The organism is Sphingomonas sp. R86520, assembly GCF_042466285.1.
Classification (GTDB): domain Bacteria; phylum Pseudomonadota; class Alphaproteobacteria; order Sphingomonadales; family Sphingomonadaceae; genus Sphingomonas.
Map to the genome: position 1 here is coordinate 1,827,186 of NZ_JAXHBZ010000001.1, position 12,286 is coordinate 1,839,471.

A 12,286-nucleotide genomic window follows, 5' to 3' on the forward strand; every position below is an offset into this window, starting at 1 on the left:
CAGCCCCGAGTTCCGGACTTGTCATGCATGGCGGAGGTTAAGGGCGCGTTTAGGTCCAGCGCGGGCGCAAACGCCTTACCGTGCGTTGAACACCGCGCCGAAGATCATGATGCCGTCCGCAGGTTCGGATACGATCACCGTACCACCTGCGTCCTTCACCAGCGTGTTGATCATATACGCCGCCGCGGCGCGCGGCGTGACGTCTTGTACCCCTTCGCCGTCGACCAACGTACGGCGAATCTCCGGGTCCAGGACGATCCGTCCGCCCTCGATCTTCACGACGATTTCGAGCTGGCCGTCATTCTCCTCGCCACCAACCTCCATCGTGCCGCCACGAACCAACGATTCGGTCGCGACCAGCGCGAGGTTCAGCAGGACCTTCACGGCCGACTTGGGCATCGCGGGGGTCTCGACGCCCCAGACGAACGTGATCCGCTTGTTCTCGGCGACCAGTCCCTCGATCGCGTTGCGAGCCTCGTGCGTGTCGACGTGTTCGCCGAACCCGCCGGCCGCGCCAAATGCCAGGCGAAAGAATTTCAACTTGCTGGCGGACGCGCGTGCGCTGTCGGCGAGCAACTGCATGACGCGCTCGCGCATTGCCGGATCGGTCTCGTCGGCGAGCAACTCCAACCCGTTATTGAGCGCACCGACCGGTGACATCAGGTCGTGGCACAGGCGCGAACAGAGCAGGCTCGCGAAGTCGACCGGGCTGACCGTCATGAAAATCCCCTAATTACAGCGCGTCTTCTGGCGGTGGCGCGGCGGCGACGCAAGGGTAGTGGTTTGATCAGGTCACGGCTTGGCTGAAATGCTGTCCGGCTACCTTGTTCTCCGGCGAAGGCGGGAGCGCAGTCTGGGTCCCCGCCTTCGCGGGGAAACAGTCTGAGCCGGCTCGTAATCCGTTCAAATCTGGCTGATCGCCTCTTCGACGAACGCGCCAACTTCCACCGATCGCCATGCCCGCGCGATCCCGCTAGCAAGGATTACCCAGACCGCTCCATCCCCCATCGCCTGCGCCGCGTCTCTTGGGGACGGCACCGGTAAGCCCGACGGATGCGAGTGATAGTGCCCAATCACCGGCGCCCCGCCAACCCGCGCCCGACGGTACGCCGCAAACAACGCTACCGGATCGATCTCGAACGCCCGCGCCGGATCATCCGCCACGTTCGCGCACGCCTCCGCCGCCTCGATCCGCCGCGCCGTCCCGAACAGCAGCCCGCAAACCTCGGCATTTGGCGAGGCGTCCGCCGCTGCGACCAGCCGTGCCAGTAATTCGCTTGAAATCGTCACGCTCATCGCCACATCGCTACGACATGGACCGGGGGGTTTCCATCGTCGAAGCATCGATCACGCCGGCCACGGATGGCTGGAGGCTGGACCGTGCGCTGGCCGAAGTGCTTCCCGACATGTCGCGCGAGCGGCTCAAGGCGCTGATCGCGGCCGGTCAGGTGACTTTAGCGGGCAAGGAATGGCGCGATTCGGCGAAGAAAGCCGCCGCGGGTCAGGTCTTCGCGGTGGCGATCCCGCCGCCGACGCCGCTCCACAACGAAGCGCAGGATATCCCGCTCGTCGTCGCGTACGAGGACGACGACCTGATCGTGATCGACAAACCTGCCGGTCTCGTCGTCCACCCGGCCGCGGGCAATTTCGACGGCACGCTCGTCAACGCGCTACTCCACCACTGCGCCGGCAATCTGTCGGGCATCGGCGGCGTCGCGCGACCCGGCATCGTCCACCGCATCGACAAGGACACGTCGGGGCTGATGATCGCTGCCAAGACCGATCGCGCCCACGAAGGTCTGGCGAAGCAGTTCCACGACCACAGCATCGACCGCCGCTACAAGGCGATTGTCGGCGGCATCCCGCGCCCGCCTAGCGGGACCGTTAACGCGCCGCTCGCCCGCAGTCCGCAGAATCGCAAGAAGATCGCGATCGTCGAGGGCGGCAAACGTGCGGTCACGCACTTCTCGACGATAACGACGCTGCGAAATGCAGCGCTGATCGAATGCCGGCTGGAGACAGGCCGCACGCACCAGGTCCGCGTGCACATGGCGTCGATCGGCCACGCGTTGCTCGGCGACCCGGTCTATGGTAGAACAAAGCAAGTTCAGAAGTCGCTGCTCGATACGCTCGGTTTTCGCCGGCAAGCCTTGCACGCGGCGCATCTGGGGTTCATCCATCCGGTGAAAAGCATCGCTTTGGCGTTCGAAAGCGAAATGCCGGCAGACATGCAGGAACTGTTCACCCAGCTTCACGTATAGATAATCGATCCCATGCCGCAGCGCGGCAATCGGGGTCAGCAGAAAGGGATTACGACCATGGCAGCCCGTTCCAACGTTCCAGCGACGATACCTGCGCTCGGCAGCGAGGCGGGTCTCAATCGCTATCTCGCCGAGATCAAGAAATTTCCGCTCCTGAAGCCCGAGCAGGAATACATGCTCGCCAAGCGCTTCCAGGAGCATGGCGACACCGACGCCGCGGCGCAGCTGGTGACGTCGCATCTTCGTCTCGTGGCGAAGATCGCGATGGGCTATCGCGGCTACGGCCTGCCGACGTCGGAGCTCATCTCCGAGGGCAATATCGGCCTGATGCAGGGCGTGAAGAAGTTCGAGCCCGAGCGTGGCTTCCGCCTCGCCACCTATGCGATGTGGTGGATTCGCGCCTCGATCCAGGAGTACATCCTGCGCTCGTGGAGCCTCGTGAAGATGGGCACCACGGCTGCGCAGAAGAAGCTGTTCTTCAACCTTCGCCGAATGAAGAGCCGCCTCGACGCGTTCGAGGACGGTGATCTGCGCCCCGAGCACGTCACCAAGATCGCGACCGACCTGGGCGTCGCCGAGACCGACGTCGTCAGCATGAACCGCCGCATGGCGATGGGCGGCGATACGTCGCTGAACGTGCCGATGCGTGAGGACGGCGAAGGCCAGTGGCAGGATTGGCTGCAGGACGACGCGCCGTTGCAGGACAAGATCGTCGCCGATGCACAGGAGGCGGACGTTCGCCACTCGATGCTGGTGTCGGCGATGGACGATCTCAACGAGCGTGAGCAGCACATCCTGACCGAGCGTCGCCTGACGGACGACCCGAAGACGCTCGAGGAATTGTCGCAGGTCTACGGCGTCTCGCGCGAGCGCGTGCGGCAGATCGAGGTGCGCGCATTCGAGAAGCTGCAAAAGGGCATGATGCGGATCGCCGGCGAAAAGCGCCTGCTGGCAGCGTAAAGTGACGCGCACCGTCGTCATTGGCGGCGGTGCGGCCGGTATTGCAGCGGCGCGAACGCTGCATGATGCCGGGCAGGAGGTGTTGTTGGTCGAGGCGGGCGATCGCCTAGGCGGCCGAGCCCACAGTCTCCCCCTCGCCTCCCTGTTCCCTCACGAAGGCGGGGGCCCAGACTGGATCCCCGCCTTTGCGGGGAAACATGTCGACGCCGGTTGCGGCTGGCTACACTCAGCCCAACGCAATCCTTGGACTTCAATCGCAGAGGCCACCGGTTTCACCGTCGATCGCTCCGACGCGAACTGGCGCACCCAATGGCGGGACCTCGGCTTCCCGCCCGAAGATCAGGCCGCCTCCTCCGCAGCCTACCAAGCCTGGAACACGCGCGCCCTAGCCGCGCTCGACGGCCCCGACCGCCCCCTCTCCGACTTCATCGACGCTAGCGATCCCTGGCGCGCAAAGATCGACGCGATCTCCGGCTACGCCAACGGCGCGAACCTGACCCAGGTCTCGCTCCACGACTGGGCGGCCTACGAAAACGCATCCACCGACGACAATTGGACCGTCAAGGAAGGCTATGGCACGCTCGTCGCGAGCCACGCCGCCGGCTTGAACATCCGCCTCTTGACCCCGGTCACCCGCATTGACCACGGCGGCCGACAGCTAAGGCTCGACACGCCGGCAGGAACGATCGAAGCGGACCACGTCATCGTCTGCGTCCCAACGACCGTTCTTGCCAAATTGCAGATCGTGTTCGACCCGCCGCTCCCCGACAAGCACGTCGCCGCCGACGCGCTGCCGCTCGGTCTGGCGGACAAGGTGTTCCTCCACGTCGACCGGCCCGAATGGCCGACCAACGCGCATCTCGTCGGCAACCCGTACAGCGCGTGTACCGCCAGCCACCGCCTGTCGCCGTTCGGCTGGCCGATCGTCGAGAGCTTCTTCGGCGGCGATTGCGCGGAAATGCTCGAAGACCGCGACGCCGCACAGTTCGCGATCGACGAACTCGTTGCACTGCTCGGCAGCGACTGGCGCCCGCGCTTCACGCCGCTGGCGGCGACCCGCTGGCGCCACGAACCCTATATCGGCGGCAGCTACAGCCACGCCCGGATCGGTCAGGCCGACCAGCGCGCCGTCCTCGCCGCATCCGTCGACGGCCGCATCCACTTCGCCGGCGAAGCGTGCCACGTATCCGACTTCTCCACCGCCCACGGGGCATACGAGACCGGCGTCGCGGCGGCACGCGCGGTGATTGGCGAGGCCGGCACGATCGCATAAGGAACGCCGATGGGCATCCTCCGCATCTTCGCCAAGATCGTCTTCGCGTTCGTCCTGATCACGGTCGCGTGGGTCGGCATCTACCGCTTCGTGCCGGTGCCGTTCACCTGGACGATGATGGGCGACGTCATCAACGGCCACGGCGTGACCAAGGACTGGATGCCGCTGTCGGAAATGGATCCGGACATGGCGCGCGCCGCGATCGCCGGTGAGGATTCGCGGTTCTGTTCGCATCACGGCTTCGATTTCAAGGCGATGGCGGGGGCGGCGGCGCGCAATGCGCAGGGCGGACGCATCCGCGGCGGCTCGACGATCAGCCAGCAGACCGCGAAGAACGCGTTCCTGTTCCAGGGAGGCGGCTATGTGCGGAAGGCGTTCGAGGCGTACTTCACCGTGTTGATCGAGACGCTATGGGGCAAGCGACGGATCATGGAGGTATACCTAAACATCGCCGAGACCGGGATCGGGACATACGGCGCGAATGCGGGAGCGATCCGGTACTTCAACCACGACGCGTCGACACTGTCGCCGACCGAGGCGGGGCGGATCGCGGCAGTCTTGCCGCTGCCGAAAAAGCGCGCGGCGATCGACCCGCACGGGTTTGTCCGGCAGCACGGAAATACACTGTCGCGGCGGGTCTCGGTGGTGCGGAACGACGGGCTTGATAGCTGCCTGCGGTGATCCCGAGTCGCCCCGGCACCCCGGACTCGTTCAGGGGTCCACTGTCCCTACATCCCCACACCCGTCGCCCCAGCGAAAGCTGGGGTATCCCCGTGACGACGGGTTCGCTCCGTCGAGGAAGATCCCAGCTTTCGCTGGGATGACGTTTGGGCTGGTCGATGTCGGGGCTACGTTTGAGCGGTGCGGGATATCAACGGACCGATCGATGTTGGCGCCGGTCGAACCGCCGCTACGCGCCGCACCGAGCTATTACTGCGTCGACTTCTCGACCGCAGCGCCGGCCTTGTCCGCAGCACCACCGACGCTTTTCGCGGCAGACGTGATCGCAGCATCCTTGCTGTTCTGCGCGCCCTGGCGGCTGAACAGGTAGAAACCGCCGATCAGCACCGCGATCAGCAGCACGACGGCGATCAACGTGCCGCCACCGCCGCCGCGGCGTTCGATCACGGTGGTGTGGGTGGTCGGTGTTTCGACGATGCGCTCTTCGGCCATTTTACTCTCCCTAATTACTGAAGAGCGCAACGCGGACCGAAGAGCGATTGTTCCCGCGCCGAAACGAGCGGAAATGGCCGGGAATTACCTGCGCCACGGGCAAAGCCCGCGTCGGTCGTGGGCAGGGCCCACGCCGGCCGGGCTTGCGCGTCTCAGAACGGCAGCTTGAAGCCCGGGGGCAGCTGCAACCCGCTGGTCATCTTCGACATTTCGGTGCCCGACACAGCATCGGCCTTCGCGCGCGCGTCGTTGAACGCGGCCGTCAGCAAATCTTCGAGCATCTGCTTCTCGCTCACCTGCATCAGCGAATCGTCGATCGCGATGCCGATGATGCGGCCCTTGGCGGATGCCTTCACCTTGACGAGGCCACCGCCGGACGCGCCCTCGACCTCGATCGTGTCGAGATTGGCCTGCGCCTTTTCGAGCTCGCTCTGGACGTTCTGCGCCATCGCGAGGATTTCATCGATATTTTTCATGCGTTGCTCCTTTGGCCGGGCCACGATTCGAGCTGAGCGTCCGGAAACGCAGCCACCGCGGCCTTCATGATCGGGGATTCGAGAATAGCTTGGCGCACCGCGGCGTCGGCGGCGTCCTGCACCTCGCGCAGCGTCGGCTCACCGGGTGCGTCGACGATCGACACTTTCCACGCGGTCCGCGTTACGGTTTTCAACAGCGTGTTGAGTTCGGCCAACGTGTCGGCCGAGACCGGGCGGCTGCCGCTCAGCACGAATTCGGGCGGCGCATAGCTTACGACGCGCGCGCCGTGGCGAAGGCGCGCAGCGATCGCGAGCCCGCCCGATTCGTCGAGCAGATCGACCAGCGCCTCGAACGTCGGCGGCAGGATCGGTCCGGTCGCCGCGGGCTCGGGCGCCTTGATGGCCGATCGGGCGTTCCAGGGCGGTGCTTCGCCGGACGGGGTCGCAGACGACGGCAATGGCGAGGGCGGTGCAGTCGCGGGGGCCGCACCGCTGGCAATCTGACGCGCGAGCTCGCCGGGATCGGGCAACGTCGACGCGTAGATCGCGCGCAGCAGCGCCATCTCCGCCGCCTCGATCGGCAGCGCGGCCTTGGCCACTTCGTCATGACCCTTGAGGAACAGCTGCCACAGGCGGTGTAGCGCGGGATAGCCGAGCGACGTCGCCCATTCCTCGCGCGCCGCGCGTTCCTCCATCGGCTGCGCGGCATCGGCGGGCGTACCGACCTTGGTCAGCGTGATGCCGTGCACGGTTTCGAGCAGCGAGCGGAGCACCGACAGCGGATCGACGCCATAATCATATTGGCGGCGCATCGAGGCGAGCGCCCCTGCCCCGTCGCCCGCCAGGATCAGCGTCAGCAGGTCGCGGACCGCACCGCGATCGGAAAGGCCGAGCATCTGGCGCACCGCGTCCGCGGTCACGCCGCCGCCTTCGAGCCCGGCATGCGCGATCGCCTGGTCGAGGATCGACAGGCCGTCGCGGGCGGAGCCCTCCGCTGCACGGGCGATCAACATCAGTGCTTCGGGGTCGGCCACGACGCCTTCTTCGGCCGAGACCCAGGCGAAATGCTTGGCGAGCTGTTCAGCGGAGATCCGGCGCAGGTCGAATCGCTGGCAGCGCGAGAGGACCGTCACCGGCACCTTGTTCACTTCGGTCGTCGCGAACAGGAATTTCACATGGGGAGGTGGCTCCTCCAGCGTCTTCAGCAGCGCGTTGAATGCGTTCTTCGACAGCATGTGGACTTCGTCGATGATGTAGATCTTGAAGCGCGCGGTGACCGCCGAATAGCGCGACGCATCGATGATCTCGCGGACATCGTCAACGCCGGTGTGGCTCGCGGCGTCCATCTCGATCACGTCGATATGGCGGCCCTCGGCGATAGCGCGGCACGGCTCGCAGACGCCGCAGGGGTCGATCGTCGGGCCGCCCTCGCCGTCGGGACCAATGCAGTTGAGCGCCTTGGCGATCAGGCGTGCGGTCGACGTCTTGCCGACGCCGCGGACGCCGGTCATCAGGAAGGCGTGGGCGAGCCGGTCGCGCTTGATCGCGTTACCGAGCGTCTGGACCATCGCGTCCTGCCCGATGAGCTCGGAAAAGGTCTGCGGCCGGTATTTGCGCGCGAGCACGCGGTAGGCGGGGGCATCCAGTGTTTTAACCGGCTGCGGGGGTTCGCCCAAGTCGAAGGAATCTGACATTGCGGGCTATATAGGCGGTTTGGCGGCGCTGTCGAAGGGGCAGACGCGCGACGAATTGCCTCTTGCACGAGACTGGCCAAGATCAGTCCGTCACCTCGAACTCGTTCCGGGGCCCACCGTCCCGCGTATTCCAAGCCGTCGAGCGTGCGGCAAAGTGGATGCCGGAACGAGCCCGGCATGACGAGGGAGGTAGATCGTCGGGTCGAAACCTCTTCTGCTGCCGCGCGAACGTCAGAGCCCAGGGAGGGGAGCGCTTCGAAGGATTATTGCGTTGAGAAGTGCGCTGCGGCTGAGCCGCATCGTCAGTCGGCGCTTTGCGCCGCTGGCCGCGCTCACATTTGCTTGCAAACGTTCGCGGTGGGAGCCGGGACGACCCGCGGCGAAATCGTTGTGGCTGCTTCCTTCCGGATCTGACCAAGTTGGCGACGACCACGTCCGCCCGACTCCCGCGGCGCATATGGCGGGGTCGGGCGGGATGATCAAGCCTTAGCTTCGATAAGCCTTAGCGGTTGTAGCGGACCGTCCGGCAGACGCGCTGGCGGTGATGGTTGCGGTACACGTTGCGGCAGACCTGGCGGGTGCGGACCGCATGATGGCGATAGCCCGGACGGTTGTCGTTGTGACGAACGACGGTACGCTCATGAACGACGGTACGCTGGGCGGACGCTTCGGCAGCGATGCCGACGGGCGCGAGGCCGGTGAGCGCGACGAGACCGGCGGCGGCGAGGGTGAACAACTTCATGGGACTTCTCCTGCTGGGCGCGGGTCCTGATGGACTCTGCGACCCGGATGATGAAACTCGGACCGCGTCGTTACGGTTCCGTATCAGGGCCAAGTTAGCGGCGGAAACAGCGACGAACCGGGCCATAATAGCCACGCTCGATTCGGCACACGACGCGCGACCGGCCGTAACCGCGCGGTCCGCGATAGCCGTATCCGCCGCCACCATAGCCGCCGCGATACCCACGATAGCCGCGGTCGCCATGGTCGCCGCGATAGCCGTGACGCGGGCCGTTCCAACCGCGATGGCCGTACGCGCCGCCACCACGCTGGCCGTCCCAACCGGGACGCTGCGCGTCCGCGGGCGCCGCGGCAAACGAGGTTCCCGCGGCCAAGGCGCCAGCGGCGAACATTGCGATGATCTTCATGTCCGGTACTCCTCTCAAGGCCTCGTACATTGAGGCGATGAGGGGATAATCCGCTTACGGCCGTGGACGTTCCCTGAACCGGCCGTTGTGATCCTGTAAGGTTTGCTGCCGTTTATTTCGGGATGCGGACCGTCAGGCCGTCGAGTGCTTCGGTAAGGCGTATCTGGCAGGCCAGGCGGCTGGTGCGCGTCGCATTCGGCGCGAGATCGAGCATGTCCTCCTCTTCCTCCGTCGCCGGGGGTAAGCGAGCGAAGTCCGCGGGCTCGACGATGACATGACAGGTGGCGCAGGCGAGTTGCCCTTCGCACGTTCCTTCGAGCGGCTGATTATCGGCTTGTGCTGCGTCTAGCAGGCGGTCGCCGGGGTTGGCAGCGATGCTGCTGGCAGTACCGTCGCGGGCGATGAAGCGGACGATCATGGCCATTGCGTCCCGACTGCGGCGACGATCGCATCGATGGCCTCATTGAGTTCGGTCTCAATTGTGTAGCGGCCGAAGCCCAGACGGATGCTGGAACGCGCCTGCTTCTCGGTGAGGCTGATCGCACGGAGGACGTGGCTCGAGCGACCCGACCCGCTGGCGCAGGCCGAGCCTGCCGAGAAAGCGATATCGCGCAGGTCGGACATCAGGCGGTTCACGTCGAGACCGTCGCGACGAATGTTGAGGTTGCCGTGGTAGCGGTGTTCGGTCGCGCCGTTGATCGTCCAGCCGGGGCCAAGGCAGCCGAGCGCCAGTGCCCAGAGGCGGTCGATGTGCGCTTTGTCCTGCTCGCTGCGATTTGCCATAAGGAAGGCGGCGGCACCGAAGCCTGCGCACAGAGCCGGGGATAGCGTGCCGGATCGACCGGGAGCTTCCTGCCCCCCTCCGTGCATCAGCGGCGCGAGATCGACGCCGTCGCGGATCCAGAGCGCGCCGATGCCCTTCGGGCCATGGAGCTTGTGGGCGGAAATGGCGATGACGTCGACCGTGTCGGGGATCTCCACCCGACCGTAACCCTGGACCGCGTCGCACAGCATCAGCGCACCGGCCGCGTGGGCGATGTCGGCGAGTGCGGCGATCGGCTGGATCACGCCGATCTCGTTGTTCACGAGCATCGCGGCAACGAGACCGGCGCCGGCTGGGATCGCGGCGCGGGCTGCGTCGAGGTCGACCACGCCGTCAGGGCCTACCGAGAGGATCGTTACTTGGCGTCCCCGCACCGCTTCGGCAGCAACTGTATCGAGCACCGCTGCATGCTCGGTCGCAAGCGTCACGATCGGGCCCGTTGTGCCCTTGATTGCCCAGTTGAGCGCCTCGGTCGCGCCGCTGGTGAAGGCAACGCGGCCGTCGGGCGGGAGCAACGCGGCGACCTGATCGCGGGCGACTTCGACCGTGGCTTTGGCGCGGCGGCCTTCGCGGTGGGACGAGTGCGGGTTGGCGTGCTGCGATTCGAGCCACGGCAGCATCGCAGCGAGCGCCTCGGGCGCGAGCGGGGTAGTCGCCTGGTAATCGAGATAGGTCATGCCCCCAGCCTAGTAGGGCGCTTTATATCGGCGGCGATGCGCGTCCATGCCTCGGCGAACTTGGCGACATCGTCGGCCGTCGTCGTCCAGCCGAAGCTGACGCGGACGACTTCGGCCGCGGCTTCGGGCGAGTAGCCCATAGCCGCGAGGACGTGGCTCGGGCGCATGCTTCCCGACGAACAGGCACTGCCGGCGGAAACGGCGAACCCGGACATGTCTAGGCGGATCAACTGTGCGGCGGAGCTTACGCCGGGCATGCGGTAGGAGGCGATCGTTGGAACGCGGGGGGAGTGCCGCGCGACGATCTCGCCGCCGCCCGCGAGAATGGCGGCGTCGAGCGTGGCGCGCAGCTCGGCCGTGCCGGCGAACCAGTCGCGCGGGGCTTCGAGTGCGGCGGCGAGACCCAGCGCGCCGGGAAGGTTTTCGGTGCCGCCACGATAGCCGCGTTCCTGGCCGCCAGTGGGGTCGAGCAGGCCAAGATCGCGGACGAACAGCGCGCCGATGCCTGGGGGGCCGCCTAGTTTGTGGGCGGAGACGATGATGAGATCTGCGTCGGGGAGAGGGAGCTTGCCTGCGGTTTGCGAGCAGTCGGCGATCCAGAACCCGGTGGGTCGCGTCTGGATGACCCCGGTTTCGCTGTTTGCGGACTGCAATGCGACAGCGTCTCCCTGAACGATTCCACCCGCGTCGACCTCCAGCATCACGGGCTGTTCGGCCGCTCGGAGGACAGCGTCGTGCTCGACCGCTGCCACCCCGACGCCGGGCCGTCCTCGCAAAGCGAGCGCCGCGGACTCGCTTGCGCCGCTCGTCAGGATGACGTGATGCGGCCAGTCCAGCGCCTGCGCGATCCGCTTGCGCGCGCCCTCCAGCGCCGCACGCGCCGCGCGCCCCTCGGCATGCGGCGAGGACGGGTTCGCCCAGCGCGCCATGCCCTCGTTCACCGCCGCGACGGCCTCCGGGCGCATCGGCGTGGTGGCGGCGTGATCGAGGTAGATACGGGCCAGGGTCGGTTCCAATTGCGAAAAGGGGCTCCTGCCCTATATAGCGTGCACAGTTCGGCACTCCACCCGAGTGCGTATCCCAGCTCGCGAGTGCCCATGCCAGAAGTCATTTTTCCCGGTCCCGAAGGCCGTCTCGAAGGTCGTTTTGCGCCGGGCCCGCGTCCGCGCGCACCCGTCGCGATGATCCTGCATCCGCATCCGTCGGCCGGTGGCACGATGAACAACGCGATCGTGCAGCAGCTCTACAAGACCTTCCAGCGCCGCGGTTTCGCGACCCTGCGGTTCAACTTCCGCGGGGTCGGCAAGAGCCAGGGCGTGTTCGACAACGGCGTCGGCGAACTCAGCGATGCGGCGAGCGCGCTCGACTGGGTCCAGAGCTTTCATCCCGAAGCGCAGACGACCTGGATCGCAGGTGTAAGCTTCGGTGCTTGGATCGGCATGCAGTTGCTGATGCGCCGTCCGGAGATTCGTGGGTTCATCTCGGTGGCGCCGCCGGCCAACCTGTACGACTTCACGTTCCTCGCGCCGTGCCCGTCGAGCGGGATCATCATCCAGGGCGAGGGTGACGAAGTCGCGACGCCGGGTGCCACGCAGAAGCTGGTCGACAAGCTGCGCACGCAGAAGCACATCACGATCCATCACGACACGATCCCGAAGGCGAACCACTTCTTCGAGCACGAGATGCCAGAGTTGATGGGAAGCGTGGACAAGTATCTCGACATGCGCCTCGACCCGAACTCGCCGATTAGGTGACACTGTCCTTCTCCCCTCGGGGAGAAGGTGGCGCGCCAGCGTCGGAT

At 66.1% G+C, this 12,286-nt stretch carries 15 protein-coding genes and 1 other RNA gene; 5 read left to right on the top strand and 11 right to left on the bottom strand.

Annotated features, from left to right (window positions below):
• Window positions 1–75 precede the first annotated feature (75 nt).
• Together SJY41_RS08250 and SJY41_RS08255 are read right to left on the bottom strand one after the other, a co-directional pair.
• The gene (locus SJY41_RS08250) at window positions 76–720 is read right to left on the bottom strand and encodes a histidine phosphotransferase family protein (RefSeq protein WP_380780708.1); all 645 of its coding nucleotides are present in this window, start codon (window positions 718–720) and stop codon (window positions 76–78) included.
• Window positions 721–903: 183 nt separating this feature from the next.
• Entirely contained in the window at window positions 904–1,296 is a 393-nt protein-coding gene (locus tag SJY41_RS08255) for a M67 family metallopeptidase (RefSeq protein WP_380780710.1), read from the bottom strand.
• Window positions 1,297–1,313: 17 nt separating this feature from the next.
• Between SJY41_RS08255 and SJY41_RS08260 the strand changes: the two genes are divergently transcribed.
• Genes SJY41_RS08260 through mtgA form a run of 4 tightly spaced genes read left to right on the top strand, consistent with a single transcriptional unit; the run spans window position 1,314 to window position 5,175 of the window.
• The gene (locus SJY41_RS08260) at window positions 1,314–2,261 is read left to right on the top strand and encodes an RluA family pseudouridine synthase (RefSeq protein ID WP_380780712.1); all 948 of its coding nucleotides are present in this window, start codon (window positions 1,314–1,316) and stop codon (window positions 2,259–2,261) included.
• A 57-nt stretch (window positions 2,262–2,318) separates the two neighbouring features.
• Window positions 2,319–3,221, top strand: coding sequence for an RNA polymerase sigma factor RpoH (rpoH, locus tag SJY41_RS08265; RefSeq protein ID WP_380780714.1), 903 nt, complete (start codon window positions 2,319–2,321; stop codon window positions 3,219–3,221).
• Window position 3,222: 1 nt separating this feature from the next.
• The gene (locus SJY41_RS08270; protein WP_380780716.1) at window positions 3,223–4,494 is read left to right on the top strand and encodes a flavin monoamine oxidase family protein; all 1,272 of its coding nucleotides are present in this window, start codon (window positions 3,223–3,225) and stop codon (window positions 4,492–4,494) included.
• A gap of 9 nt (window positions 4,495–4,503) precedes the next feature.
• Entirely contained in the window at window positions 4,504–5,175 is a 672-nt protein-coding gene (gene mtgA / locus SJY41_RS08275; RefSeq protein WP_380780718.1) for a monofunctional biosynthetic peptidoglycan transglycosylase, read from the top strand.
• 249 nt (window positions 5,176–5,424) lie between these two features.
• Here mtgA and SJY41_RS08280 read toward each other — a convergent pair whose 3' ends face one another.
• The 9 genes from SJY41_RS08280 to SJY41_RS08320 form a co-directional block, all read right to left on the bottom strand.
• The gene (locus SJY41_RS08280; protein ID WP_380780720.1) at window positions 5,425–5,667 is read right to left on the bottom strand and encodes a hypothetical protein; all 243 of its coding nucleotides are present in this window, start codon (window positions 5,665–5,667) and stop codon (window positions 5,425–5,427) included.
• 152 nt (window positions 5,668–5,819) lie between these two features.
• Window positions 5,820–6,143, bottom strand: coding sequence for a YbaB/EbfC family nucleoid-associated protein (locus SJY41_RS08285; protein ID WP_380780722.1), 324 nt, complete (start codon window positions 6,141–6,143; stop codon window positions 5,820–5,822).
• The gene (locus SJY41_RS08290) at window positions 6,140–7,837 is read right to left on the bottom strand and encodes a DNA polymerase III subunit gamma/tau (RefSeq protein WP_380780724.1); all 1,698 of its coding nucleotides are present in this window, start codon (window positions 7,835–7,837) and stop codon (window positions 6,140–6,142) included. The genes SJY41_RS08285 and SJY41_RS08290 overlap by 4 nt, the downstream gene beginning before the upstream one ends.
• A gap of 353 nt (window positions 7,838–8,190) precedes the next feature.
• Window positions 8,191–8,288, bottom strand: an RNA gene (ffs, locus tag SJY41_RS08295) — signal recognition particle sRNA small type.
• A 51-nt stretch (window positions 8,289–8,339) separates the two neighbouring features.
• Window positions 8,340–8,579: a hypothetical protein gene (locus tag SJY41_RS08300; protein ID WP_380780726.1), complete on the bottom strand. Its 240-nt coding sequence runs from the start codon at window positions 8,577–8,579 to the stop codon at window positions 8,340–8,342.
• A gap of 94 nt (window positions 8,580–8,673) precedes the next feature.
• A complete protein-coding gene (locus SJY41_RS08305) occupies window positions 8,674–8,985 on the bottom strand; it encodes a hypothetical protein (protein WP_380780728.1) in 312 nt (103 codons plus the stop codon).
• A 112-nt stretch (window positions 8,986–9,097) separates the two neighbouring features.
• Window positions 9,098–9,403: a 2Fe-2S iron-sulfur cluster-binding protein gene (locus SJY41_RS08310; protein WP_380780730.1), complete on the bottom strand. Its 306-nt coding sequence runs from the start codon at window positions 9,401–9,403 to the stop codon at window positions 9,098–9,100.
• Window positions 9,400–10,485: a cysteine desulfurase family protein gene (locus SJY41_RS08315; RefSeq protein ID WP_380780732.1), complete on the bottom strand. Its 1,086-nt coding sequence runs from the start codon at window positions 10,483–10,485 to the stop codon at window positions 9,400–9,402. Before SJY41_RS08315 ends, SJY41_RS08310 begins: the two co-directional genes overlap by 4 nt.
• A complete protein-coding gene (locus SJY41_RS08320) occupies window positions 10,482–11,501 on the bottom strand; it encodes a cysteine desulfurase family protein (RefSeq protein WP_380780734.1) in 1,020 nt (339 codons plus the stop codon). The genes SJY41_RS08315 and SJY41_RS08320 overlap by 4 nt, the downstream gene beginning before the upstream one ends.
• 81 nt (window positions 11,502–11,582) lie before the next feature.
• Here SJY41_RS08320 and SJY41_RS08325 point away from each other — a divergent pair, with 81 nt between their 5' ends.
• On the top strand, window positions 11,583–12,239 hold the full coding sequence (locus tag SJY41_RS08325; RefSeq protein WP_128453102.1) for an alpha/beta hydrolase: 657 nt from the start codon (window positions 11,583–11,585) through the stop codon (window positions 12,237–12,239).
• The last annotated feature ends 47 nt before the right edge of the window (window positions 12,240–12,286 follow it).

What these genes read in the sequence shown, in the direction of transcription:
- SJY41_RS08285 (WP_380780722.1), bottom strand. Translation starts at nt 6,143, where the DNA reads ATGAAAAATATCGATGAAATCCTCGCGATGGCGCAGAACGTCCAGAGC.
- SJY41_RS08310 (WP_380780730.1), bottom strand. Translation starts at nt 9,403, where the DNA reads ATGATCGTCCGCTTCATCGCCCGCGACGGTACTGCCAGCAGCATCGCT.
- SJY41_RS08280 (WP_380780720.1), bottom strand. Translation starts at nt 5,667, where the DNA reads ATGGCCGAAGAGCGCATCGTCGAAACACCGACCACCCACACCACCGTG.
- SJY41_RS08325 (WP_128453102.1), top strand. Translation starts at nt 11,583, where the DNA reads ATGCCAGAAGTCATTTTTCCCGGTCCCGAAGGCCGTCTCGAAGGTCGT.
- SJY41_RS08300 (WP_380780726.1), bottom strand. Translation starts at nt 8,579, where the DNA reads ATGAAGTTGTTCACCCTCGCCGCCGCCGGTCTCGTCGCGCTCACCGGC.
- SJY41_RS08255 (WP_380780710.1), bottom strand. Translation starts at nt 1,296, where the DNA reads ATGAGCGTGACGATTTCAAGCGAATTACTGGCACGGCTGGTCGCAGCG.
- SJY41_RS08290 (WP_380780724.1), bottom strand. Translation starts at nt 7,837, where the DNA reads ATGTCAGATTCCTTCGACTTGGGCGAACCCCCGCAGCCGGTTAAAACA.
- SJY41_RS08250 (WP_380780708.1), bottom strand. Translation starts at nt 720, where the DNA reads ATGACGGTCAGCCCGGTCGACTTCGCGAGCCTGCTCTGTTCGCGCCTG.
- SJY41_RS08305 (WP_380780728.1), bottom strand. Translation starts at nt 8,985, where the DNA reads ATGAAGATCATCGCAATGTTCGCCGCTGGCGCCTTGGCCGCGGGAACC.
- SJY41_RS08260 (WP_380780712.1), top strand. Translation starts at nt 1,314, where the DNA reads ATGGACCGGGGGGTTTCCATCGTCGAAGCATCGATCACGCCGGCCACG.
- mtgA (WP_380780718.1), top strand. Translation starts at nt 4,504, where the DNA reads ATGGGCATCCTCCGCATCTTCGCCAAGATCGTCTTCGCGTTCGTCCTG.
- SJY41_RS08315 (WP_380780732.1), bottom strand. Translation starts at nt 10,485, where the DNA reads ATGACCTATCTCGATTACCAGGCGACTACCCCGCTCGCGCCCGAGGCG.
- rpoH (WP_380780714.1), top strand. Translation starts at nt 2,319, where the DNA reads ATGGCAGCCCGTTCCAACGTTCCAGCGACGATACCTGCGCTCGGCAGC.